This window comes from Tianweitania sediminis, assembly GCF_017813335.1.
Taxonomy (GTDB): domain Bacteria; phylum Pseudomonadota; class Alphaproteobacteria; order Rhizobiales; family Rhizobiaceae; genus Tianweitania; species Tianweitania sediminis.
Map to the genome: position 1 here is coordinate 173566 of NZ_JAGIYY010000007.1, position 22445 is coordinate 196010.

The 22445-nt window shown below is 58.8% G+C and carries 20 protein-coding genes; 10 read left to right on the forward strand and 10 right to left on the reverse strand.

Annotation, left to right across the window (positions count from 1 at the left end; translation table 11 throughout):
* Positions 1-29 precede the first annotated feature (29 nt).
* From J5Y06_RS17705 to J5Y06_RS17735, 7 genes are all read right to left on the reverse strand, one after another.
* Positions 30-2792, reverse strand: a complete 2763-nt coding sequence (locus J5Y06_RS17705; RefSeq protein ID WP_209336513.1) for a heavy metal translocating P-type ATPase — start codon at positions 2790-2792, stop codon at positions 30-32.
* 176 nt (positions 2793-2968) lie between these two features.
* A complete protein-coding gene (locus J5Y06_RS17710; protein WP_245248031.1) occupies positions 2969-4795 on the reverse strand; it encodes a peptidylprolyl isomerase in 1827 nt (608 codons plus the stop codon).
* Positions 4796-5136: 341 nt separating this feature from the next.
* Positions 5137-6258, reverse strand: a complete 1122-nt coding sequence (gene hflK / locus J5Y06_RS17715) for an FtsH protease activity modulator HflK (RefSeq protein ID WP_209336515.1) — start codon at positions 6256-6258, stop codon at positions 5137-5139.
* Positions 6255-7217, reverse strand: coding sequence for a protease modulator HflC (hflC, locus tag J5Y06_RS17720; RefSeq protein WP_209336516.1), 963 nt, complete (start codon positions 7215-7217; stop codon positions 6255-6257). The genes hflK (J5Y06_RS17715) and hflC overlap by 4 nt, the downstream gene beginning before the upstream one ends.
* Positions 7214-8791 (reverse strand): FtsH protease activity modulator HflK, encoded by a 1578-nt coding sequence (hflK, locus tag J5Y06_RS17725; protein ID WP_209336517.1) that lies wholly within the window; start codon positions 8789-8791, stop codon positions 7214-7216. The genes hflC and hflK (J5Y06_RS17725) overlap by 4 nt, the downstream gene beginning before the upstream one ends.
* A gap of 358 nt (positions 8792-9149) precedes the next feature.
* Complete coding sequence (locus tag J5Y06_RS17730) at positions 9150-10595, reverse strand: ATP-binding protein (protein WP_209336518.1); 1446 nt, start codon at positions 10593-10595, stop codon at positions 9150-9152.
* Complete coding sequence (locus J5Y06_RS17735) at positions 10592-11353, reverse strand: response regulator (RefSeq protein WP_342453451.1); 762 nt, start codon at positions 11351-11353, stop codon at positions 10592-10594. The genes J5Y06_RS17730 and J5Y06_RS17735 overlap by 4 nt, the downstream gene beginning before the upstream one ends.
* 418 nt (positions 11354-11771) lie before the next feature.
* Here J5Y06_RS17735 and J5Y06_RS17740 point away from each other — a divergent pair, with 418 nt between their 5' ends.
* Together J5Y06_RS17740 and J5Y06_RS17745 are read left to right on the forward strand one after the other, a co-directional pair.
* Positions 11772-12518: an endonuclease/exonuclease/phosphatase family protein gene (locus J5Y06_RS17740; protein ID WP_245248033.1), complete on the forward strand. Its 747-nt coding sequence runs from the start codon at positions 11772-11774 to the stop codon at positions 12516-12518.
* 179 nt (positions 12519-12697) lie between these two features.
* Positions 12698-13081 (forward strand): hypothetical protein, encoded by a 384-nt coding sequence (locus tag J5Y06_RS17745; RefSeq protein WP_245248035.1) that lies wholly within the window; start codon positions 12698-12700, stop codon positions 13079-13081.
* An 11-nt stretch (positions 13082-13092) separates the two neighbouring features.
* Here J5Y06_RS17745 and J5Y06_RS17750 read toward each other — a convergent pair whose 3' ends face one another.
* A complete protein-coding gene (locus J5Y06_RS17750) occupies positions 13093-14439 on the reverse strand; it encodes an Nramp family divalent metal transporter (protein WP_209336544.1) in 1347 nt (448 codons plus the stop codon).
* Positions 14440-14747: 308 nt separating this feature from the next.
* The gene (locus J5Y06_RS17755; protein WP_209336520.1) at positions 14748-15161 is read right to left on the reverse strand and encodes a MerR family transcriptional regulator; all 414 of its coding nucleotides are present in this window, start codon (positions 15159-15161) and stop codon (positions 14748-14750) included.
* A gap of 189 nt (positions 15162-15350) precedes the next feature.
* On the opposite strand from J5Y06_RS17755, the gene J5Y06_RS17760 reads away from it, so the two are divergent.
* Positions 15351-15821, forward strand: coding sequence for a copper chaperone PCu(A)C (locus J5Y06_RS17760; protein WP_280819246.1), 471 nt, complete (start codon positions 15351-15353; stop codon positions 15819-15821).
* Between the two features lie 147 nt (positions 15822-15968).
* Positions 15969-16625, forward strand: a complete 657-nt coding sequence (locus tag J5Y06_RS17765) for a transglutaminase-like cysteine peptidase (protein ID WP_209336522.1) — start codon at positions 15969-15971, stop codon at positions 16623-16625.
* Positions 16626-16820: 195 nt separating this feature from the next.
* Here J5Y06_RS17765 and J5Y06_RS17770 read toward each other — a convergent pair whose 3' ends face one another.
* The gene (locus J5Y06_RS17770; protein WP_209336523.1) at positions 16821-17048 is read right to left on the reverse strand and encodes a hypothetical protein; all 228 of its coding nucleotides are present in this window, start codon (positions 17046-17048) and stop codon (positions 16821-16823) included.
* Positions 17049-17580: 532 nt separating this feature from the next.
* Here J5Y06_RS17770 and J5Y06_RS17775 point away from each other — a divergent pair.
* The 6 genes from J5Y06_RS17775 (at position 17581) to J5Y06_RS17800 (ending at position 22355) form a co-directional block, all read left to right on the forward strand.
* On the forward strand, positions 17581-18588 hold the full coding sequence (locus tag J5Y06_RS17775) for a L,D-transpeptidase family protein (protein ID WP_209336524.1): 1008 nt from the start codon (positions 17581-17583) through the stop codon (positions 18586-18588).
* Between the two features lie 448 nt (positions 18589-19036).
* Positions 19037-19753: a L,D-transpeptidase gene (locus tag J5Y06_RS17780; protein ID WP_342453452.1), complete on the forward strand. Its 717-nt coding sequence runs from the start codon at positions 19037-19039 to the stop codon at positions 19751-19753.
* Positions 19754-19819: 66 nt separating this feature from the next.
* Positions 19820-20452 (forward strand): DsbA family protein, encoded by a 633-nt coding sequence (locus J5Y06_RS17785; protein ID WP_209336525.1) that lies wholly within the window; start codon positions 19820-19822, stop codon positions 20450-20452.
* 10 nt (positions 20453-20462) lie between these two features.
* Entirely contained in the window at positions 20463-21338 is an 876-nt protein-coding gene (locus tag J5Y06_RS17790; RefSeq protein WP_209336526.1) for a peptidylprolyl isomerase, read from the forward strand.
* Positions 21328-21936, forward strand: a complete 609-nt coding sequence (locus tag J5Y06_RS17795; protein ID WP_209336527.1) for a L,D-transpeptidase — start codon at positions 21328-21330, stop codon at positions 21934-21936. Before J5Y06_RS17790 ends, J5Y06_RS17795 begins: the two co-directional genes overlap by 11 nt.
* A complete protein-coding gene (locus J5Y06_RS17800) occupies positions 21936-22355 on the forward strand; it encodes an NAD(P)-binding domain-containing protein (RefSeq protein WP_209336528.1) in 420 nt (139 codons plus the stop codon). Before J5Y06_RS17795 ends, J5Y06_RS17800 begins: the two co-directional genes overlap by 1 nt.
* Positions 22356-22445 lie beyond the last annotated feature (90 nt).

A 22445-nucleotide genomic window follows, 5' to 3' on the forward strand; every position in this document is an offset into this window, starting at 1 on the left:
TACGCACTTCGCCGCATAGAGGCTTGATTTCATGTTTCACTAAGTCCCTTCCAGGCGAGCAGGCGCATGGCGTTGGCGGTGACCAACACCGTTGCGCCGGTATCGGCGAGGATGGCGGGCCACAGGCCGGTCACGCCAAGGACAGTGGTGACGAGGAACACGGCCTTCAGGCCGAGCGAGATGGTGATATTCTGGAAGATATTGCGCATGGTGAGACGTGACAGTACCACCATGTTGGCAACGTCCTTCACACGACCGTGCAAGACGGCCGCATCGGCCGTTTCCAGAGCGACGTCCGTACCGCTGCCCATGGCGATGCCAATGTCGGCGGCGGCGAGCGCTGGCGCGTCATTGATCCCGTCACCGACTTTGGCCACGAACTTGCCCTTCGCGCGCATTTCGCCGACGATCTTCTGCTTGTCTTGCGGCATGAGTTCTGCGCGCGCCTCCATGCCGAGCGAGGACGCAATCGCCTTTGCCGTCCGCTGGTTGTCGCCGGTTAGCATGACCGTTTCGGCGCCCAGGTCGTGCAGGGCCGCTATTCCCTGCCTTGCATCCTCGCGCGGTTCGTCGCGTATAGCGACTAGCCCAGCCACTTCCTTGCCCACGAGCAGGACAGAAACGGTCTTCCCGTGATCGTTCAGTGCGGCAATCTCCGCCAACAGCGCCTGGTCCAATGAGACCTCATCAGCCGCCGCGCGCGGCGAAGCAAGATATAGTCTCAAGCCATCCACCGTGCCAACGACACCTTTGCCTCCGACGGCACCGGCGTTGCTGGCCTGGGCAATTGATACTTTTTCGTCGGCGGCTTTTGCCAAGATTGCAACTGCTAGCGGATGGCTCGATCCTGCCTCGAGCGCGGCAGCGAGCCTCAACACTTCGCGGTTGTCCCGAGCGACACCGATGATGTCGGTGACCTTCGGCTTGCCTTCGGTCAGCGTTCCCGTCTTGTCGAGGGCGACGTAGTTCACTTTGCCCAGATTCTCCAGCACCGCGCCGCCTTTCATGAGGAGACCACGGCGCGCGCCTGCGGACAGCGCGGCGGCGATCGCGGCGGGTGTCGAAATGACGAGAGCGCAGGGGCAGCCGATCAGAAGGACCGCGAGCCCGCGGTAGATCCAGGTGTTCCATTCGGCGCCGGCGAGTAACGGCGGCAGGATCGCAATCAGAGCGGCGACGACCATCACCCCCGGCGTGTAATATTTCGAGAAGCGATCGATGAAGCGCTCCGTCGGCGCCTTCGATTCCTGAGCCTCCTCGACCAATGCGATAATGCGGGAGATCGTGTTGTCGGCGGCGGTTGCCGCAACGCGCACCTTGAGCACGCCCTCCTGATTCACCGTGCCCGCAAAGACGTTGTCGCCCGTCTCCTTGCGTTTCGGCACCGACTCGCCAGTCACCGGCGCCTCGTCGACGGCGCTTTCCCCGGAAACGATGACGCCATCGGCAGGCACTCTGTCGCCGGGCCGGACAAGGACTATCATATCGACAGCAAGGCTGTCGGCGGGCACGGTCTCGGTAGTTCCATTGCGTTCGACAAGCGCCGTTTTGGGCATTAGTGCTGCCAAGGCACGAATGCTGGCGCGGGCGCGACCTGTAGCTATTCCCTCGAGCAGCTCGCCGACGAGGAACAGGAAGACGACTACGGCGGCTTCTTCGGCCGCGTTGATGATGACGGCTCCGATGGCCGCGATTGTCATCAACGTCTCGATTGTGAACGGGCTTCCGTTCATCGCACCGAACAATGCGCGCCGCGCGATCGGTATGAGGCCCACCGCCATGGCGACAATGAAGCCCCAGGGTTGAGTCTGCGGAAAGAACTGCGAAAGGCCGAAGGCGACCGCCAAGGCGAGGCCGCAGACGATGGTCAATTGCGCTTTGGATGTTTTCCACCACGGTCCGTCCTGCGGTCCGTGATCATGTCCGTGCATCCCCTCCAAGGCATCAGGCGGGCTGAACGCCATGTCACTTTTTTCGGAATCCGGGGCGTGCCTGCGGTCCGGTCCATGGCCGTCGCGCGCCGCCAGGGCGGACGTCGCCTGTCCATCGGCAACTATCGGCGCCGCCTTATAACCAAGGCTGGCCACCTTTCGGGCAAGCCCGTCAATGTCGGTCTGGCGTCCGTGAGTGACGGTCATTGTTCCGGCAACAACCGACACCTTTACGTCGGTGACGTCCGGCATCCGTCGCACTGCGGTGTCGATTTTTGACGCACAGCTGGCGCAATCCATCCCGGTAATGCGAAAACGAGTCTGATTCTGGGCTGCCAGCGCTTGGTTCTTAATGCCATTTGGCGCGGCATGGTCATGGCTTGAATGATCATGCCTGGCGTGGTCGTGGTCACCATGATCATGCTTGCAGTCCGGGCCGTGTACATGTCCGGCATGGTCATGGTCTGAATGATCGTGTCCCGCGTGGTCGTGGTCAGCATCATCATGCTTGCAGTCCGGGCCGTGTACATGTCCGGCATGCGCCTGGTTCGAATGATCGTGTCCCGCGTGGGCGTCGGCATGATCTTGCTCGCGGTGCGAGCTTTGCACCAGCGCCATTGGCTTCCTACCCTTGACCGCCCCGAGCTTGGTTGCTTTATAGCCTAGTCGGCTCACCTTCTGGGTCAGTAAATCGAGATCGAGCTTGTCACCATGTTGAACGCTCATCGTACCGGCGACGACTGACACATTGACGTCTGTGACGTCCGGTATGCGTCGAACCGCCTTGTCGATCTTTGCGGCGCAACTTGCGCAATCCATGCCCTCAACCCGAAAGCGGGTGCGACGCCCTGCAGCGGTCATTGGTGTCTCCTGTCTCGCAGGGACAGGAAGCTAGAACCTGTAGTAGCTAGAGGGTCAAGGGCCTTTGTGAAAATCTTCGCTACCGCAACGTTGTTCGCTGAGAATGCAGTGAAATGCGTGCACGCTCATACACGCCGGGCTCGGAGCAAGGGGAAGAATGCGAGAGGCTAGCTCAGCTAATCGTTTGAGGCAGTGCGCTCTAGATATTCTTCCAGAACCTGGGGATACAGTTGGACTTTTGCCTCTTGCAGTTGGCGTCTCTGCATCTCCTCGGCCATGCTACGATGCTGTTGGTTGGTCAGGTACTCCTCGATATACGGTCTGGCCTCGTCAATCGAGAGCTTTTGGGGCGCGGTCCGCTCCATCACCTCCACGATGTAGATGCTGCCTCCCAACTCGAAAGGCGTGCCAAGTTTTCCGGGCTGTATGCCTTGAATCGCTTCATGGAACGGATGGCTCATCAATTCGCCGAACGGATCCCCGCTTTCGCCGATCCACTCCGGAAATTCCCCTCCATTTGAAGATGTTTCGACATCCTCGGAATATTCTTGCGCCACTGAGGCGAACTCCGCTGCTGCTGTGTCGGCTCCCGTCAGTTTTCCATATGCTTCATCTGCGCGTTCGCGCGAGCGATTTGCCTCATCCTCGTTTGATCCAAGGCCGATGCGGATGTACCGGATCCTTGATTTCGGTGGGCTGACAAGGCGATCGCGGCTCTCTGAGTACAGAGCTTCTATCTGCTCTTCGGTAACATCGATGCGGTCGTCTACTTCCTCCTGCTCCATCATTTGGCGTAGCAGCCGGAGTCTGGTCTCGTCGGCTAACGGCTTGTTTGCGACATCGAGCAACCTGTCATAGGTGTCCGATACGAGTAGCATTCGATCGATCAACGCGTTCGCCAAGCGTTTCATGCCTTCGGCTCCAGCGAATTGGCCGCGAAGGGCAGCTTCCTCATACTCCTTGTAAAATTGACGCAGAGTGTAGCGCTGCCCTTTGATCGTGAAGAGCGTCATTTCGCCGTTGTCGGCAAACCATCGCTGTTCCTTTTCCGCACTGACGGCCGTGATGATTTCCGAGCGGACTTCCGCAAAGCTCGTCGCGCCGGCGGGCACGACTTGCCGGAGGCGAACGACGAAATAGGACCTGCCCGCCTGAAACACCGTTCCCAGTTCCCCGGGAACCAATGTGAAGACGCTTTTGTCCCAGTCAGAATTCCTACTGCCTTCGGCTACTTCCGCGCTAGGTGAGAAACGCGCATTGGAGAACCGCGCGGCTGTCGCAGGAAATGTTGTACCGCCTTGGAGGCTCAGCAAGGCATTGGCAGCCTCCTGTTGGGCCTTCGGGCCGAATTCCGATTCAGAAAACTCCAACTCATCGACGATGGCACGGCGTGGGAGCTTAAACCGATCAACATTCTCCCGGTAGTAGTTCTCAAGCTCCTCCTGCGTGGGAGAAGGCACATCAAGCAATTCGAAACTGCGAGCGATCGAGGCGTTGGTCCGCAGTTTCTGTATATAGTCTTCAACAAAGGCGGGTTCCTGTTCAGCGATCAGGGCCTGCCGTATTTCGTCGCGGACGTCGGAAAAGCTGCGTCCTTCGTAGCGCCCTTTGTTCTTGTCAAAGTATTCGCGGATGCTGCTTTCCGAGATTGAAATGCTTTCGGTGTGGAGTTGGTCCGCGAAAGATTCAAGGTTTAGATTCTCATTTATGTGCCTGACCGCATGTTGGAAGCTTTCTTCGGCTTCGGGCTTGCGATTTGCTGCCCACCGGAGAATGAGTTGATCAGATACGAGGTCTTCCACCGTTTCCAGGAGCATGTCCTGCGACATGGTGCCTTGACTGGCATTGGACGACAAGAGCACGTCCAGATGAGATTCGATGTCTTCGAGGGTTATCTGACCGCCTTCGAAGGTCGCGACAACGTTTGGTGCCGGGGGGGACGGAAGCGCCATGTCGGCGAAATAGTCAGACGAAGCGAACAGTAACGTGCCGGGAATGGCCATGATCGCGAGAACGCTGGCCGCATACTGCCCTGGGGTCGGTCGTCTCCTCGGGTTCGGCTGCGATGGGGCTGTCTCGATTTTCCCGTTTGTCTCTGACGGGATATCGTCCCCGGAATGGGAAGTGAGCCCGGTGACTTCGGCGTGAGTAGCTGCCGCAAATGCGTCAGCTGCGATTGGCTCTGGTGACGTGATGGGAACGGGCGAACCTGGTACGGCCGAGATCGGATTTGTCACCGATTCCGACTGCGGTTCAGTTGCGGGTTCGCTGGTTTGGCGCGATGGCTTTCCTCGGATGCTGTCGAGGAAGTCGGACCAACTCTGCCGCCACCCATCCGCCATGGCTAGCGCGATGCCTCTTCGGTCGTTCCATTCTGTGCGCCATAGAGCCTCAGGTTGAACGTGCCACCTTTGGCATTGTCCAGTGCATAGACCTGAACACGTGGCATGATTCTTTCGATGCTTTCCAGATACATCCGATATCGGGTTATGTCTTCGCCGTACGCTTCTGCGTTCTTTCGATATTCGTCCCAAAGAAGGTCGAATGCGCGTGCGGTCCCGCTCGCGCTTGCGAGAATTCTGGATCTGTAGGCGGAGGCCTCCGCCCGCACTTGCTGTGCTTGACCCCTGGCTTCCGGTAGGCGGCTGTTGGCATAGCCCCGCGCTTCATTGATCAGCCGGGCCTTTTCCTCGCGTGCTGTGTTGACCGCTGTAAAGGCGTCCGCCACGTTGGACGGAGGGAACGCTTTCTGCAGGTCGACGCCGACGATAACGAGGCCGGTACGGTATTGGTCCAGGCGGGATTGCGTCTCCTCGCGGATAGCTTGTTGTAGAGACTGCCGCCCGCTGGTCAGCAACGCATCGACTGGCAACCGCGTTACGAGCCTGGTTACAGACGCCCGCAGGGCGTCCCGCACAATGCGATAGGGGGCATACTCGACGTTTGTGACGTAGTCGGCGGGCACGCTAACCTGGTATTGAACGATGACTTCTACATCAACCACATTGGTATCACCGGAGAGCGCTTGTAGCTTCGTCGGAGGTTCCGGATGTATGTGCTCTGCCTCGGGGACGCTGATCCCGACTTGTTCACGACGCACGCTGGTTACATCAACGATATCCACGCGATCTACCGGCCACGGAATCCGGTAGTGGAGTCCCGGCTCAACGCTGGGTTGGATGATTGCACCAAATCGGCGCACCACCGCAGCTTCGCCGGGCGCAACGGAATAGACACCCGTCAAGGCATAGCCGATGCCGATCAGCGTCAAGGCGCCAACCAGCAGGAGGCCTGGTCGTAAGTGGCCAAGAGATACCTTGAGGTCGGTCAGGGCGAAACGCCCACCTTCGGCGAGTGCGCGAGCGAGCAGCATCGATTTGGTCGTGATGTTGCGAAAAACTCTGCGGACTCCATCGTCGTCCGTCGATTTTGATCTGGATGATGCGGGGACCTCCTCGTCCTTCATTTTTCGAACTCCGATCCGATGGCGATCTCGGGCGGGCTAGCCAATGATCGGGCGGTCGCAGTTGCAGATGAAGGCAGTCTCAGAGCATTTCGTGGATCGAGATATTGAAGCAGCTCGGAGTCGGCGGGCAAGATCAACGTCGTGCCTTCATCAATAAACTTATCGTACGCTTCGAGCGTCCGGGAAAAGCGGTAGAAATCCTTGTCCTTGCCGAAGGAACTCGCATAGATCGCGATAGCTTCTGCGTCGGCCGTTCCACGCGTCTCTGAGGATTCGCGGTTCGCCGCAGCGAGAATCTTCGCTTTCTCTGTGTCGGCTTCCGCTCGTATTCGTGCTGCTTCTTCCGCACCTTCCGAGCGAAATTGTCGGGCGATCGCCTCGCGCTCCGAGCGCATGCGCTGGAAGACGCTTGTCAGGTTGGCTTCCGGAAAGGTGAGCTCCTTAAGCTGGACGTCCGTGACGGTGAAGCCATATGCTCCAGTGCGTGCTGCGGCTCTTTCTTTCACGGTGTTCAAAGTATCTGAGAGTCTCGCCTGTGACGCATCGACCGTGACAAGACTGCTAAGTTCGACCTGGCCCAGCGCAGCTCCGAGCTCTGCCTTGATGATATCGTTCAGCTGTGTGCCCGCGCCGCGCAGATTGTTGACGTTCTTGAGAAACGCCAGTGCGTCAGTCACTTGCCATGTTGCGTAGGCCTCCACCATAATGTTCTTTTTGTCACTACTCAGGAACTCCGTTTTTAGGAGGTTGTAGACTTGGATCTGCTTGCTGATCTTCAGGACACTTTGAATGGGATCGGGTGCCTTGATATAGAGACCGGGATCTTCCAGAACCCGGACGGGCCGGCCGAATTGCGTCACGATCGCATACTCGGTGGTATCGACCTGATAGAGCGTCAAGGTTGCTGCCAGGAAGCCAAGGCCCAAGATGCCCAAGGCGGCAATTCGAAGTGGTTTCATGGAATGTTCGTCCTCGCGCCCGTCACTATTGTATTGGGGGGGAGCAATTGAGCCTTGCCCGGTTGTGGTATCCATAGATCGGTTGACTGTAATGTGATCGTTGGGTCCATCACGAATTTCTTCGCGCCTGCCAGCGACTTCTCGACGGCTTCTAGGTAGAGGCGCTGGCGGGTGATATCCGGCGCCGCTGCGTAGGCCTGTCGCCGCGCCTCGAAGTTCGCCGCGTCTCCTGCGGATGCAGCGAGCTTTTCGACTGCGTATGCTTGTGCCGTCTGCCGCATGATGTCGGCATCGCCGCGCGCGGTGGGAAGAACCTCGTTGCGATAGGCAAGCGCCTCGTTGACGAACGTGTTGCGATCTTCCCGGGCGCTTGCCACGTCGCGAAATGCGTCTGCCACCTGCGGAGGTGGCGCACTTTCGAGCAACTGCACGCCGACAACGCGGATACCCGAGTTGCTGCGGTCAAGCGACGCCTGTGTGGCAACTATGGCCTTGTCCTGTATCGCGCTTTTGTCCACCGTGAGAACTGCGTCAACCGCTTCCCCCCCGACGCTCTGACGCAACGCCGCCACACCGGCCTGCAGGATGAGATCGTTAGGCGCAGATACATTCAGGACGAATGCAGAGGCGTCATCGACCGCGAACCGAAGGCTGGCCCGCACAGAGATAAGGTTCTCGTCTCCCGTCAGCATCTGGAGAGGGCCGGTCTCGATCCGCCGCACCAGGTCGAGGGCGACCATGTCGACGGATTCGACCGGGTTCGGCCAGCGATAGTGCATACCTGGTCCGGCTTCTTCGATCACCTTTCCGAAGCGCCTTACCACCGCCACCTCTCCCGGTTGGACTGTGTACATGCCGGTGAGGAAATAGAGCCCGACCAGGGCGAGTGCTGAGACAGGCGCATAAACGCGCAACCAACTGTGACTGTGGACATGGCGGTGTGTGTCTTGACCTTCCACCTGCAGCTGCTCGCGATTTCGTAACGCGGTGATCGCCGCCGCCGCGATCTCGAAGCCGGACAGAAAAATCATGACGACGACGATGGCCGCGGCTGCGGTGTCCAGGTTTTCTAGGCCAAGAGCGGCACCTCCCAAGCCAGCAACGACGACGATCGACGCGTAGATGTCGACCTGGGAATGATATCCGCTGGCTACGAGCGCGGGGGAATCCGTCTGGCGACCCACGTAGAGCTTGTAGCGGGCGATGACGTAAGCGACGATGACGGTGACCACGGAAGCCAGCGTAATTGGCCCGAGATTTCTCAGTTCGGGTGGTTCGCCCCCTAGGACCTCTCCGACAATGTCGAGACCGACATATAAGATCGCTGCCGAAACGAGGAGCGCTACCCAGTTTTCTACGGCGCGAGCCCCGTATCGAGCTGCTGCTGCCAGTTTTGTTCGGCTCAGGAACAGACCGATCAGCACGAATATGCCGATCGCCAGATCAGCCAGGGAATGAATAGCGCTTGTCCGAAGAGCCAGGCTTCCTGAGGCTGTCGACAGCCAGAACTTGAACAGGATCAGGAGCCCATTGATGAGTATCGTAACGAATACGGTGCGCTCTTTTCGATCCATCGTTCTCCGCTCTCGCGACAAGGAACAAGTCTGGGCCACCGCAATGCTCGTTGGACGGGTCGGGCCAGGCAGGACGAACCCCAGCGTCGAAGACCGTCCGGTGGCTATCCTCCCACAGAGACTGCTCAACGGAGAAACACGGTGCTGAGTGGCACGTACACGACAGAATTTACCGGAGTTCGTCGCAAACCCGCTGTGGTATGGCGAGTTCTTTCATGACGGTCGCCCTGACACATTTCGCAACAATTTTCGAAGGAGCCGCGCAGCCCTTGCGGTCAAACTCTACCGGCTGGCGTCACTCGGCAGGAGACGCTGCCGATCGTTTCGGCATGGCCGCCGGCGAGGGATTGCGGTCGGGCTAATGTGATCGGTGGTTCCGGGAAGACTCGTCGTTGTTGCCGCAAGTTCCTATCGGCAGCATGAGCCTTACGCATAGACCGGAGGTCTCTGCTCGATTCTCCAGCTGGATAGATCCGCCATGCATGTGTACGGCCATCTGGGCAATAGCCAGCCCCAGGCCCATTCCGCCGGTATTGCGGTTCCTTGAGTTCTCAAGGCGGTAGAACGGCTGAAATATGCGCTCCAGTTCCTCATTTGGAACACCAGGACCTTGGTCCGTGATGGTGATGTCGACCAATCCGCCCGTGACGTTGGCGGCGACATCAGCGCGCTCTCCATACTTGAGAGCGTTGTCGATAAGGTTGGAAAGAGCTCGCTTCAACGCTAACGGGCGGCAGGCAGCAACGATGGTGCTACTGACGGCCAAAGTGACGTCATGTCCGGTGTCCGAAAAGTCGCTGCAGATCGCCTCCAGAAGGGACCCGATGTCTGTCGCCTGGAGCTCTTCCTGCGCCGTGCCCTCGCGGGCGAATGTCAACGTAGAAGCGAGCATCGTGTCCATCTCCTCTATCGAGGCGAGGATCCGACGCCGTGCTTCCGAATCGGCCAAATCCTCGGCCCTAAGACGAATTGTCGTCAGCGGCGTGCGCAAGTCGTGGGAGATGGCTCCCAGCATGTAGGCGCGCCCTTCGATCATCTGGAGCACCCGCTTCTGCATGTTGTTGAATGCCCGAGCTGCTTCACGGACCTCACTCGGCCCTGTTTCGGGCAAGGATGGTGCGTACACGTTCCGTGCAAAGGTCGTGGCGGCGTTCGCAAACAGCGCAAGTGGACTCGACATCTTCCTGATGGCCCACAGGGAAAGCATCAATACGATAACCAGGAACGCCCCGGTAACTGCCAGCTGTCGCTCCCATCCAGGCGCCGAAGCCATGGGCATCGAGGTCGAGAAGCTGAGCCTTTGACCTTCCGAGAGCGGAATGGAGACCAGGACAGCTTGGTCGCGGTCGTGCCCGTAGGCGAGGCGGCTAAGGCGAGATTCCAGCCAGCGACGCCAGCTATCCCGTCCAGGCGTCATGTTGCCGGGATCAGCGTCACTTATGTCCACCGATATCGGCTCGTTCGTGCTCGGTCGAACTTGTCGTAGCAAGAGGTCGCCCAGCGTGCTGGTATTGGTGCCGGTGGATTGAAGCGTCTTTCTGCTACCTGTCTCTGTTATTCTGACGTTGAACAGATGGCCATCGGAAGACCGAACGATGCGATCCCTCCATTCATTTGGCACATTTGAAACGATATTCGCAATGGATGCGATATGTTGCGCGATGTGCTGCTCTTCGGTGCGCGTCAGCGACTCTACCCGATCTTCCGACAGCACGAGCAGGGTCACGATATGCGTCGCAACTAGGCCGGACACGAGTAAGACGACGGTCCGACCGCTAAGGGTTTTCGGCAGCAACCCGATCATCCACGAGACACGTCGGCCGCAAAGACATAGCCGTCGCCCCAGACCGTCTTGAGGATTTGAGGCTTTTGTGGATCCTGTTCTATTTTCCGGCGTAATCTGCTGATTCTGGTGTCGATGCTCCGATCAATGAATTCGGACTCCCGGCCGCGGGTCAAATCCAGCAGTTGGTCACGGGTCAGAACGATCTGCGGTCGCTCAACGAACACCCTCAGTAGGTTGAATTCGGCAGTGCTTAGAGACAGAAGCGCGTCGGTTGTCGACTTCAGGGAGCGTGTCGACGTATCGAAGGTCCAGCGGCCGAACCGCCACACGCACGCTGTTTGGCCTCGAGTACCCATTGGCACCGAACGAGTCCTTCTAAGAACCGCGCGAATTCTGGCAACGAGTTCCCTGCCCCCGAATGGCTTTGTCAGATAGTCGTCGGCGCCCATCTCAAGACCAAGCACACGGTCAAATTCGTCGCCTTTGGCTGTGAGCATCACGACTGGAATGTTGGTCGTGGCTCTGAGATCGCGGCAAAGTGTGAGTCCGTCCTCACCTGGCAACATAAGATCCAGAACGACAAGATCGACGCTACTCTCGATCAGGTGGCGACGCATCTGCCGCCCGTTCGCGGCGGCGCTGACGCGATATCCTTCCTTGGCGAGCAACCCTGCTACCAGGTCTCGAATGTCCTGATGATCGTCAACCACCAGAATATGTCCGTTCACAACATCGGCCGACACATCCGGGCCTTTTCGATCGCTGTTGAAGCACACGGGTACTACCCTTGTACTTCCAATGTCAGCCGCTCGATGCGGCTCCGCCGAATAGTGTACAATCTCAAGGGGCTAGAGGTTCAAGAGCGCTCAGAGACCCCGCCCCGCGTTAGTTTGACTCAGTGGCACGAGCAAGGAAGACGGACTATTCATTGGCATGTTCCGACTGTCTTGCGGCCGAAGAATGCTCGATGCGCCTCTAAAAGCTAAATTTCGCGCGGTCGGGAACGTCGTCGTGGTAGCCTTGTGTGCAGGCTTTTCCGTGGCATCGTTAGGATCGATGGTTCTCTCGACAACTCTATGGACCGCGGACCTGGCAAATTTCTTGCGACCACACCTGCTGCTCCTTGCTACGTGCCTTTTCATATTGAGCTTGCTCTTCCACCACCTCGCTACAGCGGCCTTTGGGGCATTTGCGATGTTGAGCGCTCTATCCCCCTTCCTTTTCTTGCCGGTACCCGCTTCCACACAAGGCGGTGTACCTTTCACGGTCGTAAGCGCCAACGTCTATGTCGACAATCCCGATCCGGCGGATTTCCTAGCTCTTCCGGTCGTAGCGGATGCAGAAATCCTGGTGCTGCAGGAGATGACCCCGCGATGGCAGGACGCATTGGCTGCGAGCGGCCGGTGGTCGTTCGAAAGCAGTCGCGCCCTTCATGCCAACACCGACATGAAGCTGTTCAGCCGATTCCCGATCCTGGCCGCGAGAACCATCTCGCCCGAAAGCAGCGACACGGGCGGCCGGTATGCAATGCGGTATGAGTTGGCCGTGGGCGACCGGACTCTGATCGTGTACGCGGTTCACCCGCAGACACCGAGGAGTCCGCGCATGTGGCGCGAGCGGGCGGCCTATCTGCGCGACCTCGCACAGGCGATCAGATCCGAACAGCATGATACGCCGGTTGTGGTCGCGGGTGACTGGAACACGCCGTCGTGGTCGCCCTTCTTCAAAGACCTGTTGTCCTCTACAGGATACAGGACGACTGAATCCCGTTGGTGGCCTCGACCCACTCGCTTCAGTATGAGGTTTGGATCGTTGACGCAGCTTGGGACGCCGATCGACCGCATCGTACTGTCGCCGGCCGTGGGTCTGGATAGACTGGCGATGGGACCGACGTTCGGCTCAAATCACCTTCCCGTGATTGCGAGGCTGACACTTCCATAGGCTTGGCCCCCGGTCAGGATTGGAGGCAAGAGGAACAGATGCTTGGGATTGAGCGGACCAGACGAGCCTCGCTATGGCAGTTGTTCGGCTTCCTTCTTGGGGCATCCCTTTCCAGCATTGCACCGGCTGCGGCAAAAGTGCCGACCGGTGTCTTCCTATGGTTTCCAGAGCGAGGGGTAGTGCCTTCCTCTGCGGATTGCGACGCTCTCGTGCGGTTTACGAGGCCCTCCCGCGAAAAGGCCGAGGCATGGCTTTGGGGCCGCGCGCCGTTTGGTTCGGACGTGGAATTCTACCTGTTCCTTGATCAAAGCAGGATGGAGCCCACCTATGCTGCGGAAGGCGATTACGATGCCGGGACGCTGCGGTTCGGCGAGACCCGTGGAGACGAAATCCTTTTTGAACTCGTCCCGGATGACCATCCAACTGTCACGATAGAGGGGACAATCGTCGCGCCTGCCGACAGCTCAGTGATCACGGTCATCCTGCGCAATGTTCCTTCGTCGAACGGCGCGGCCGACAGGGTATCCTACTTCTGCCGGTTTGAGGACGACAGCGAAGCCTAAGGGCATCCCGATCAGGCCGCTGCAGCAAGAAAGTCGAACAGCAGCTTGATGTTCAGGGCGGCGATGACGAACGCGATGAAAAAGGCGAACGCTACCAGCGCGCGGGGCGCCACGAGGTCTCCCATCTTGCGTCGGTCGGCCGTGAACATCACCAACGGAAACACCGCGAATGACAGCTGAAGGCTGAGGATCACCTGTGTCAGGATCAGCAGCTGGGCCGTACCGCTTTCACCGTACCAGATGGTGATTGCCGCGGCCGGGATGATGGCGATCGCCCGGGTGATGAGCCGGCGGAGCCAGGGGGGCAGCTTGATGTCGAGGAACCCTTCCATGACGATCTGGCCTGCCAGGGTTGCGGTCACCGTCGAGTTTATGCCGCAGCACAGGAGCGCGATCCCGAACAATGTCGGCGCTATGGCCGCGCCGAGCATCGGAGCCAGCAGGCTGTGCGCTTCCCCCAGTTCGGCAATTTCGGTCCGGCCGGTCGTGTTGAAGGTGGCCGCGGCGAGGATGAGGATGGACGCGTTCACGCAAAGCGCGAACATGAGGGCGACCGTCGAGTCGATCGTGGCGAACTTCAGGGCTTCACGTTTTTCCGGCAGGCTGTCGCCATAGTTTCTGGTCTGGACGATGCCGGAATGGAGGTAGAGGTTGTGCGGCATCACCGTCGCGCCAAGGATGCCCAGGGCGAGATAGAGCATTTCAGGATTGGTGACGATCTCGGTGGTTGGCGCGAAGCCGCGAATGACGTCGCCCCAGTTCGGATCCGCCAGGGCGATTTGAAGCACGAAGCAGACGGCGATCACCGCGAGCATCACGATTACCAGGGCTTCGACCCAACGGAAGCCAAGCCTTTGCAGATAGAGGATAAGGAACACGTCTAACGCCGTGATCACGACGCCTATTTCGAGCGGGATCCCGAACAGCAGGTTCAGGCCGATGGCAGTTCCGATGACCTCGGCGATGTCGGTGGCGATGATCGCGACCTCGGCGAGCGCCCAGAGCGTGCGCGAGACTGCCTTTGGGTAAGCATCCTTGCAGGCTTGCGCTAGGTCCCGTCCGGAAGCGATGGCGAGCCGGGCGCAAAGCGACTGCAGAATGATCGCCATGATGTTGGAGATCAGGGCCACCACCAGCAGCGTATATCCGAAGCGCGAGCCGCCTGCGATCGACGTCGCCCAGTTGCCCGGGTCCATGTACCCCACGGCCACAAGATAGCCCGGCCCGATGAAGGCGGCGGCGCGGCGCCATGAAGAACTCATCCCCTTGACGGCCACCGATCGATGCACATCCGACATCGAGGGGACGGACGATCTGCGCTTCCAGCCGGTGACGCCATCCGATGTCGGGTCGGTCATTTCTCGCTCATTCTTTTGCAGTTGCATCTTATTTGCAATTACTGCATTGGCGAAACGTTGGCAAGGTGAGCGCTGCCATGGCCTGCGCTGCAACAGACCCTGTCTCACGTGCTGTTTTTGAATGGGCTTCAAACTGGCAGGCAGATCGGTCGACCCGCCCCACTTCCATTGATTACCGCAGTGGCGGCAATTGCAGAGCGTGCTGGACACTCACGTCGATCTGCCCAACCAGGACACGAACCCGCGCTCGTCAGGAACGCACTAGCCTTCAAGCGATTGCTGGAATTGCGGTTCTGGCCGGCAGCTTTCTAGTGCTCACTCGCGCACAAGTCGTGGTTCGCCAGCGACTGCAGAACATAGCAATCCTTGATATGATCACCGTGGCAGCGAGCCGTTATACGCTCGAGCTCCTTTTCGAGTGGCCGGAGCTTCGCAATTTTGTCACGCACAATTTCGAGCTGTCGCACCGCGATCTGATCCGCGTCGGCACATGGACGTTCGGGATGAGCACTTAGCTCCAGAAGCTCGCGAATGGCCTCGATTGTGAATCCAAGGTCGCGGGCATGCCTGATGAATGACAGGCGTTCTCGATCCCGGGATTCGTATCGCCGCTGGTTGCCTTCGGATCGTTCGGCCGCGGCCATCAATCCCATCTGCTCATAATACCGAATCGTAGGAATCTTGACGCCCGTTGCGCGTGACAGCTCTCCGATTGTCAGCATCTCTCCCTCCAGTTTCTATAGCTATTATGTCGTACGATTTCTTCCTGCAAACGTGTTTAATTGCCGCATTCCGTTGGATCGATAATCACAGGATCGCCCAGATTGTGCTTAATCAAGGAGGCATTCGGGAGGGGACAAATGCTCGTGAACAGTGCATCTCTTGCGTCAGCCGCGCTTGCCACTTTGGTCATGGCCACACCGTTAGAGGCATCCGATGGCAGGGTTGATCACGCAAACTCGCCTCAGCGTTTGACGGTGGAGCACGCGGAAGTCTTGATGTCAGACGATGAGGGGGAGCGCGCTGAGGGCTACCTCACGATCTGGAACGGAACCGGCCAGCAGGTAGGTCTGGAGGCCATCCGAAGCGATGCGTTCGCCAAAATTTCGATCGTCAGAAGCGAAATCGATTCGGACATGCCCGACGTGAGGCCTGTAGAAGGAGTCGTCCCGGTGCCGGGGCATGCGGAACTTACGATGCGACCCAATGGCACTCGCCTGCTTCTGGAAGAGCCCGTGGCGCGCTCGGACCCCATGGCTGCAAGCAGTTTTGTTCTGGTGTTCGAAGGCGGACAGGAAATGGTAGTCGCAGCCGATACCTTGCAGTTTCGCAAACAACTGACGATACATCACCATGGCCAGGGAGATGTTGCCATCGACTGATGGTTGCGCGGCTAACGTGTTGGTAAATGTGTCCTTGAATTGCGGACTAAAATTCGTCGAGAATTCGACCTTAATTTAACCCACTGATTTTGCGTCATTTTGAGGCTTGCCTTGTATCTGTTTCCCAACACGACGGGGAGACGATCAATGATGCGTTTTGTTCTCAGTGCTTTGGTGCTTGGAATTTCTTGTGTGGTGGCTTCGGCCAACGCCTTTCACTTCAATCCGACCCAGCCGACAACTGCACGGAACATGCTCACTTACGGCGCAACAACAATGCCGGTGGGCTATTATGATTATTGCCGTCGTTATCGCGGCGAGTGCGCGCGCGGACCAGAAGGCACGATGATCAAGTTGACCGAGCCCAGCTGGCGAGAAATCGTATCGGTCAACGCCGAAGTGAATACGGCGATTGCGCCGCTAACCGATATGGAAATCTTCGGAGTTGAGGAGCGGTGGGAATACCCGACGACTGTCGGAGATTGCGAGGATTACGCTCTTCTAAAGCGCAAGCGGCTGAACGAAATGGGCTATCCCCTGGGAGCACTTCTGTTGACTGTCGCTCGTGATGCAAAAGGCGGCGGGCACGCAGTCCTGACCGTGGTGACAGATCTGGGCGACTTCGTTCTCGACAACCTCGAACAGAAAGTGCTCCTCTGGAAGGACACGGAAATCTACTATCTGAAGCGTCAGTCTGGAGAAGACCTGAATCGCTGGGTCAGCCTCATAAACGAGGAAGAGCTCCTGATGTCCTCAGGCAGGAGCCAGGCACCCTCCACTGCTGCTGCGAGTGTCAGGAGATAGACAGCGGTTCCTCCGTACAGCATTTCCATGGTGTTATGCCCGAGACCGATGCATACCAAACTGAAGAGCGTGGCCAATGCCAGATAGGCAATAGGCGCAACCAACGCAAAGCATGCCAAACGCAAAATCATCAAGAGGTGGACCGATACGGTTTCAAGCCGGTCCACCTTCACACCGAGAAGGTCGATCTGCCACTCAAGCGTGGGTGATTGCGACGTTATCGACCTCGTAGCGCGATTGCGTTTCGTTCGTCTCAGTGCGGACGTGGCTGAAGCTGATCCAGTAAACGGTTACGACAAACGCTACCAGGAGCGCGCAGATCATCCAATTCATGCGCCGTCTGCGGCGGGCAAGCGTCTTGGATTCTTCAAGGGTAAGGTGTTCCGATCCTTCCGGCATGGCGTGGTTGGGTCTTTCTTCCATTCGAGCCTTGGTCAGCTTCTTACCTAGATGATCTTCGATATCGCAGCATACGGTTGGTTCTGCGGTTCTTTGACGCTTGCGCTTGGGAACAGCTTTTGTTCGCAGGTAAGGCTGTCGCCCTGGACACGAGGTTCTACCTCAATGAAACCGTAGTCACCACGGGCCCGCCGGCATCAGTTTTGGCCACGCCAGCCGTTCGGACATGCCTAATGGCGCTAGCATATTCAGGTTTCCGGATTGAAAGGCAATTGAATGCTGACAACAGCTTTGGCATGCACTCTATTGCGGAATAGGATCCAAGCTCTACCTGGTCCTCACGGCAACGAATAGACACATCACTCGTCGCATTGCCTTCTTTCCTGATTGGACCCCTTGTCTCCGTAACTCAGCGCCGGCCTAACAAATTGAGGCTTTTTGCGGCTGCGGTTCTTTGACGCTCGCGAATTTGTGGGCGGAAACGCCATTTTAACTATGATAGGCGAACTGTGCGAGGAGCCGCCGGAGAGGGTGCGCGCCAACGAAATGGTTTTCAATGATGCTAACGGCCGTCAGGATCGGAGGGATTGCAGCGCTTACGCTCTTGTTGAGCGCATGCGTCTCTACCGTCCTCGAGGTTGACGGCAAGGCGACGCAGCCGATTCCCACCGCGGTTACGGCGGAGATGTCGCGCAAATCGATGTCGCCTTCGGCGCCTATCCTCGTGCGAATCTTCAAGCAGGAAAGCGAGCTGGAGATCTGGAAGCGCGACCGAAGCGGCAGGTTCGCCTTGCTCAAGACTTACCCGATGTGTCGCTGGTCCGGAAAGCTGGGGCCGAAAAAGCAAAACGGCGATCGTCAGGCTCCCGAAGGCTTCTACCACGTCTCCGCCGGGATGCTGAACCCCAATTCCCAATATTACCTGTCCTTCAATCTCGGCTATCCGAACAAGCTTGAAGCGGCCCTCGGCTACACAGGTGAGGCGCTCATGGTGCATGGCGCATGCTCGTCCTCCGGGTGTTTCGCGCTGACCGATGAAGGAGTAGCCGAGATTTATGCTGTTGCGCGCGAGGCCCTGAAGGGCGGTCAAGGGTCATTCCAGGTCCAGGCGTTTCCCTTCCGGATGACCCCTCAAAACATGGCGAAGAACCGGAACGATCCGAACTTCACGTTTTGGTCCGATCTCAAGCAGGGATATGACATCTTCGAGGTCACCCGGCGTCAGCCGAAAGTGTCCTATTGCGAAGGACGCTACGTCTTCGACAAGGAGTTCGGTGGAGGTGAGCCGCGCGACGTGCTTGCTCCATGTCCTCCTGCGCTGAACACGCCGGACGCTTTGGTCGCCGCCAGGACGCAGTCCGATCGCGTTGCGATGGAAGAACTCCTTACGGCTGGCACTGTGCTTTCGGCCCACGCTTACGCCGACGGTGGCATGCATCCGAGTTTTCGTAGGCTGCTCGAGCGTAGCGGCCAATCCGCGTTGGCGAAGCGGACCTCGCTATCTTCCGTTCCAGTTAGCCGTCCGGATGCGGCGATAGCCGACCCGCACTCGCCAGACGAGTAAACCGCGATGGTCCGGACGCTGCTTGCTCTTCTCCTCCTCTGCTTCGTCAGTCTGCATGCCGCATTGCCTGCCGCTGCAGCCGGCGAGGAGCCAGCTCAACTCGTCTCTGTCCTTGGGGACGAAGGCGCTGACACTGGTAGTGGTGATGCTCCTTCGCCTGAGGCCACTGCCAAATGTCATGACAGCTGCAGCTGGCTTGCCGAATGGCATGTGCCTGTAGTTCGTGAGGCGCATCTCTCTTCCCCGAATAGACTCGTCCGTACCCTCCCTCCGGGGATATTTCCTTCAGTCGTCCCACCGCCCCGATAACGTCAGAAGAGGCGAGACCGATCGCCGTCGCACTGTTGGCAGTTCTGCCAGACATGATGCGCTCGATAGGTCGTTGCTCCACACCGGCACTGTTTGCACGCAGACGCCGGTTCCCGATGACCTTATTGCGAGCGTAACAGTGACCCAAAAAAACAAACAAGTACAGTTTTCCCGTCGACAAATCCTGAGCCTTGGTGCCACCGCCACCAGCGGGTTGATTTTGTCAGCCTGCTCAACCACCGGGAACCTGCCTGCGGAACCTGCGCCGGTCAAACCAGCGGAAGATCCATCCTATATCTCCATGTACCGGGCCATGCCGGAGGAGGATTTTCCGATCCCGGCCGTCGATCTGTCCAAGGTCGACAAGCGCTTCTACAGGCGGCTTGTCGACGATCCGACCGGTGAACGTCCAGGCACGATCGTCGTGGATACGAGAAACTTCTATCTTTATCTCGTCCGCCCAGGTGGCAAGGCGATGCGCTATGGCGTTGGTCTGGGCCGCCAGGGATTCGAATGGTCGGGCGAAGGCGTCATCCAGTGGAAACAGCGCTGGCCGAAGTGGACGCCGCCGGCGGAAATGATCGCGCGTCAGCCCGAACTTGCGAAGTGGAGTGCTGAAAACGGCGGCCAGCCACCAGGGCTCACTAATCCGCTCGGTGCGAGGGCGCTCTACATTTTCCAGAACGGCGAAGACACGCTCTACCGGCTGCACGGCACGCCTGAGTACTGGACCATCGGCAAGGCGGTCTCAAGTGGCTGCGTCCGGTTGATGAACCAGGACATCATTGACCTGTATGACCGTGTCGCCACGCCTACTCCCATCGTCGTTCGCGGCGGCACCCGTTCATTTGTCTGACAGAAGCCGCTTGCCTCTCAAGGGGCTAGAGCTTGCACAACCTTGTCCTCACGAAAGGACCTCGACATGAAACGACGCAATCTGATCTTCGGCATGGCCGCCACTGGTGTGGTCGTCACCTATCCGGCGCTACTGTCGGCGCAGCCGACGCCCGAGGCACTGCTGGCACCCGGTGCTCTCCCTGAGAAAAGCTTTGGACCTGACGATGCACCGGTGACGATCATCGAATACGCATCTCTAACGTGTCCTCATTGCCGTACCTTTCACGTCAATGTGTGGCCGGACCTCAAGAAGAAGTATGTCGATACAGGCCAGGTCCGGTTCATCATGCGCGAGTTCCCCTTCGATCCGCGTTCATCCGCCGGCTTCATGCTGGCGCGCTGCGTGAGCGACGACAAATGGTATCCGACGATCGACCTGCTCTACCGGACCCAGGACAACTGGGCTCGCGTGCCCGACGGGACGGCAGCTCTGAAGTCGACCATGGGCATGACGGGAATGAGCACCGCCGACTTCGAAAAATGCCTCCAGGATCAGGCTCTTCTTGAGAAGGTCACGGCTGTTGCCGAAGGCGGCAGATCGTTCGGTGTCGATTCCACACCGACATTCTTCATCAATGGGCAGATGCAGAAGGGCGCCCTCAGCATCGAACGCTTCAGCGAGATCATCGATCCGCTGGTTGCCGCGGCCAAGCAGTAGGGAGGTTCCGATGACCACCAGGATCAAGAACCGATGGAAAGCCGGCCTGCTCGTCGGCACGACAATCCTTTCGCTGTCGTTGCCGCTTGTCTCGGCCGGCCTCGCGCAGGACGCCGGCGTCGTCGGCCGCGTCAATGGCAAGGACATTACCGCAGACGACCTTGCCATTGCCGAGCAGATGTATTCGCAGCAGCTCGGCCAAATGCCCGCCGATGCCAAACGTTCCCTTCTGGTCGATGCCCTGATTGACCTCAGGATCGTGGCCGAGGCGGCGCGCGCGGCAAACGTGCCCGAGCAGGAAGCCTACAAAAGACAGCTCGCATTCTTCGAGGATCAGACGCTCCGCTCCCTGTTCCTGGAGCAGCGCGTGGGAGAGGCGATAACCGATGCGTCCGTCAGGGCCGCTTATGATGAGCAGGCGGCAAAGATTCCGCCCGTTCTTGAACGTCGGCTCCGACATATACTGCTTCGCAGCGAGACCGATGCCCTCGCCGTCATCGACGCGCTGAAAGGGGGTAAATCTTTCGCGGAACTCGCGCAGGAACGCTCGGCCGATGAGGTGTCCAACGTCAACGGCGGAGATCTCGGCTTCGTGGCCGATGGACAAGTCGTCCCTGAGATCGATGTCGCCGCGGCGAAATTGCAGCCCGGGGAGTTCACGCAGACGCCAGTTGCCAGTGCGTTCGGCTTCCACGTCGTCCTGCTCGAGGAAACACGAAACCGGCCAGCCCCGGCGTTCGAAACCGTCGCACCGCAGATTCGACAATCCCTGGAAGCAACGGAGGAAAGACGAATTATTGCCGAGCTCAAGGCCGGCGCGAAGGTAGAGAAGCTGGTTCCTGACGTAGCGCCACCGCAGGGCGAGGAGGATGGTCATGAGCACTGATGTCGACAACAATTCTGGCGTAGCGTCGCCCATCGGGATCGGACGACGGGCATTTTTGATTGGCGCGGTTGGCTTGCTGGCAGTGCCTGGGCAAGCACTTGCCCAAGGGACCAAGCGCACGTTCAAGCTCGAGGAACGTTTCCTTCCGCAGCGCATAGTGTCGCCATACGACTACCCGGCAGGAACGATCGTCGTGGTTCCACGCGACAAGTATCTTTACCTCGTCACGGGAGATGGGAGGGCGCGGCGCTACGGCATCGGCGTTGGCAAGGCAGGTCTGGCGTTTACGGGTTCGGCGCTCATCGGACGCAAAGCGAAATGGCCGTCCTGGCGACCCACCGACAACATGATCCGTCGCGATCCCAAAAAGTACGCCCGCTATGCGGGTGGCGTGCCTGGTGGGCCGAACAATCCTTTGGGCTCCCGGGCGCTCTACCTCTACCGCAACGGCCGGGACACGCTCTACCGTATCCACGGAACGAATGAACCGTGGACCATCGGTAAGGCTGTCTCGAACGGCTGCATCAGAATGGTGAACGAACACGTGCAGGATCTCTACGAACGGGTGCCGGTCGGAGCTCAAGTCGTCGTCATCTGATGGAAAGACACGTCCTTGTGATCGGCGCCGGACAGGCCGGACTTGCTGCCGGGTACCATCTGCGGGCTGCCGGCGTACCGTTTCAAATCGTCGACAGCCATCACCGAGTCGGCGACAGCTGGCGGACGCGCTATGACTCACTCACGCTCTTCACGCCGCGGCAGTTCAGTGCGCTGCCGGGCCTGGAGCTCGTGGGCAACCGGGAGCTTTATGCCACGCGCGATGAGTTTGCAGAGTATCTCGAAAGCTACGCGGCGCGGCTACGGCTGCCGATCACACTTGGCCGGCAGGTGAGTCGCCTGTCGAAAACTGACGGGGAGAGTTTTGAGGCACAGCTAGACGACGGAAGTATAATCGTCGCCAGCGAAGTGATCGTTGCGACGGGCGTGACGTTGCCCCCGATCAGCCCTCGTTCATAACTGGACTCTGTTCTCCTTGTGGTCCGATCTGGACCGGGTTGCAAACTCGTTCGGGGTGAGGCCGCGCAGGCTCGTGTGCGGCCGGTGCTC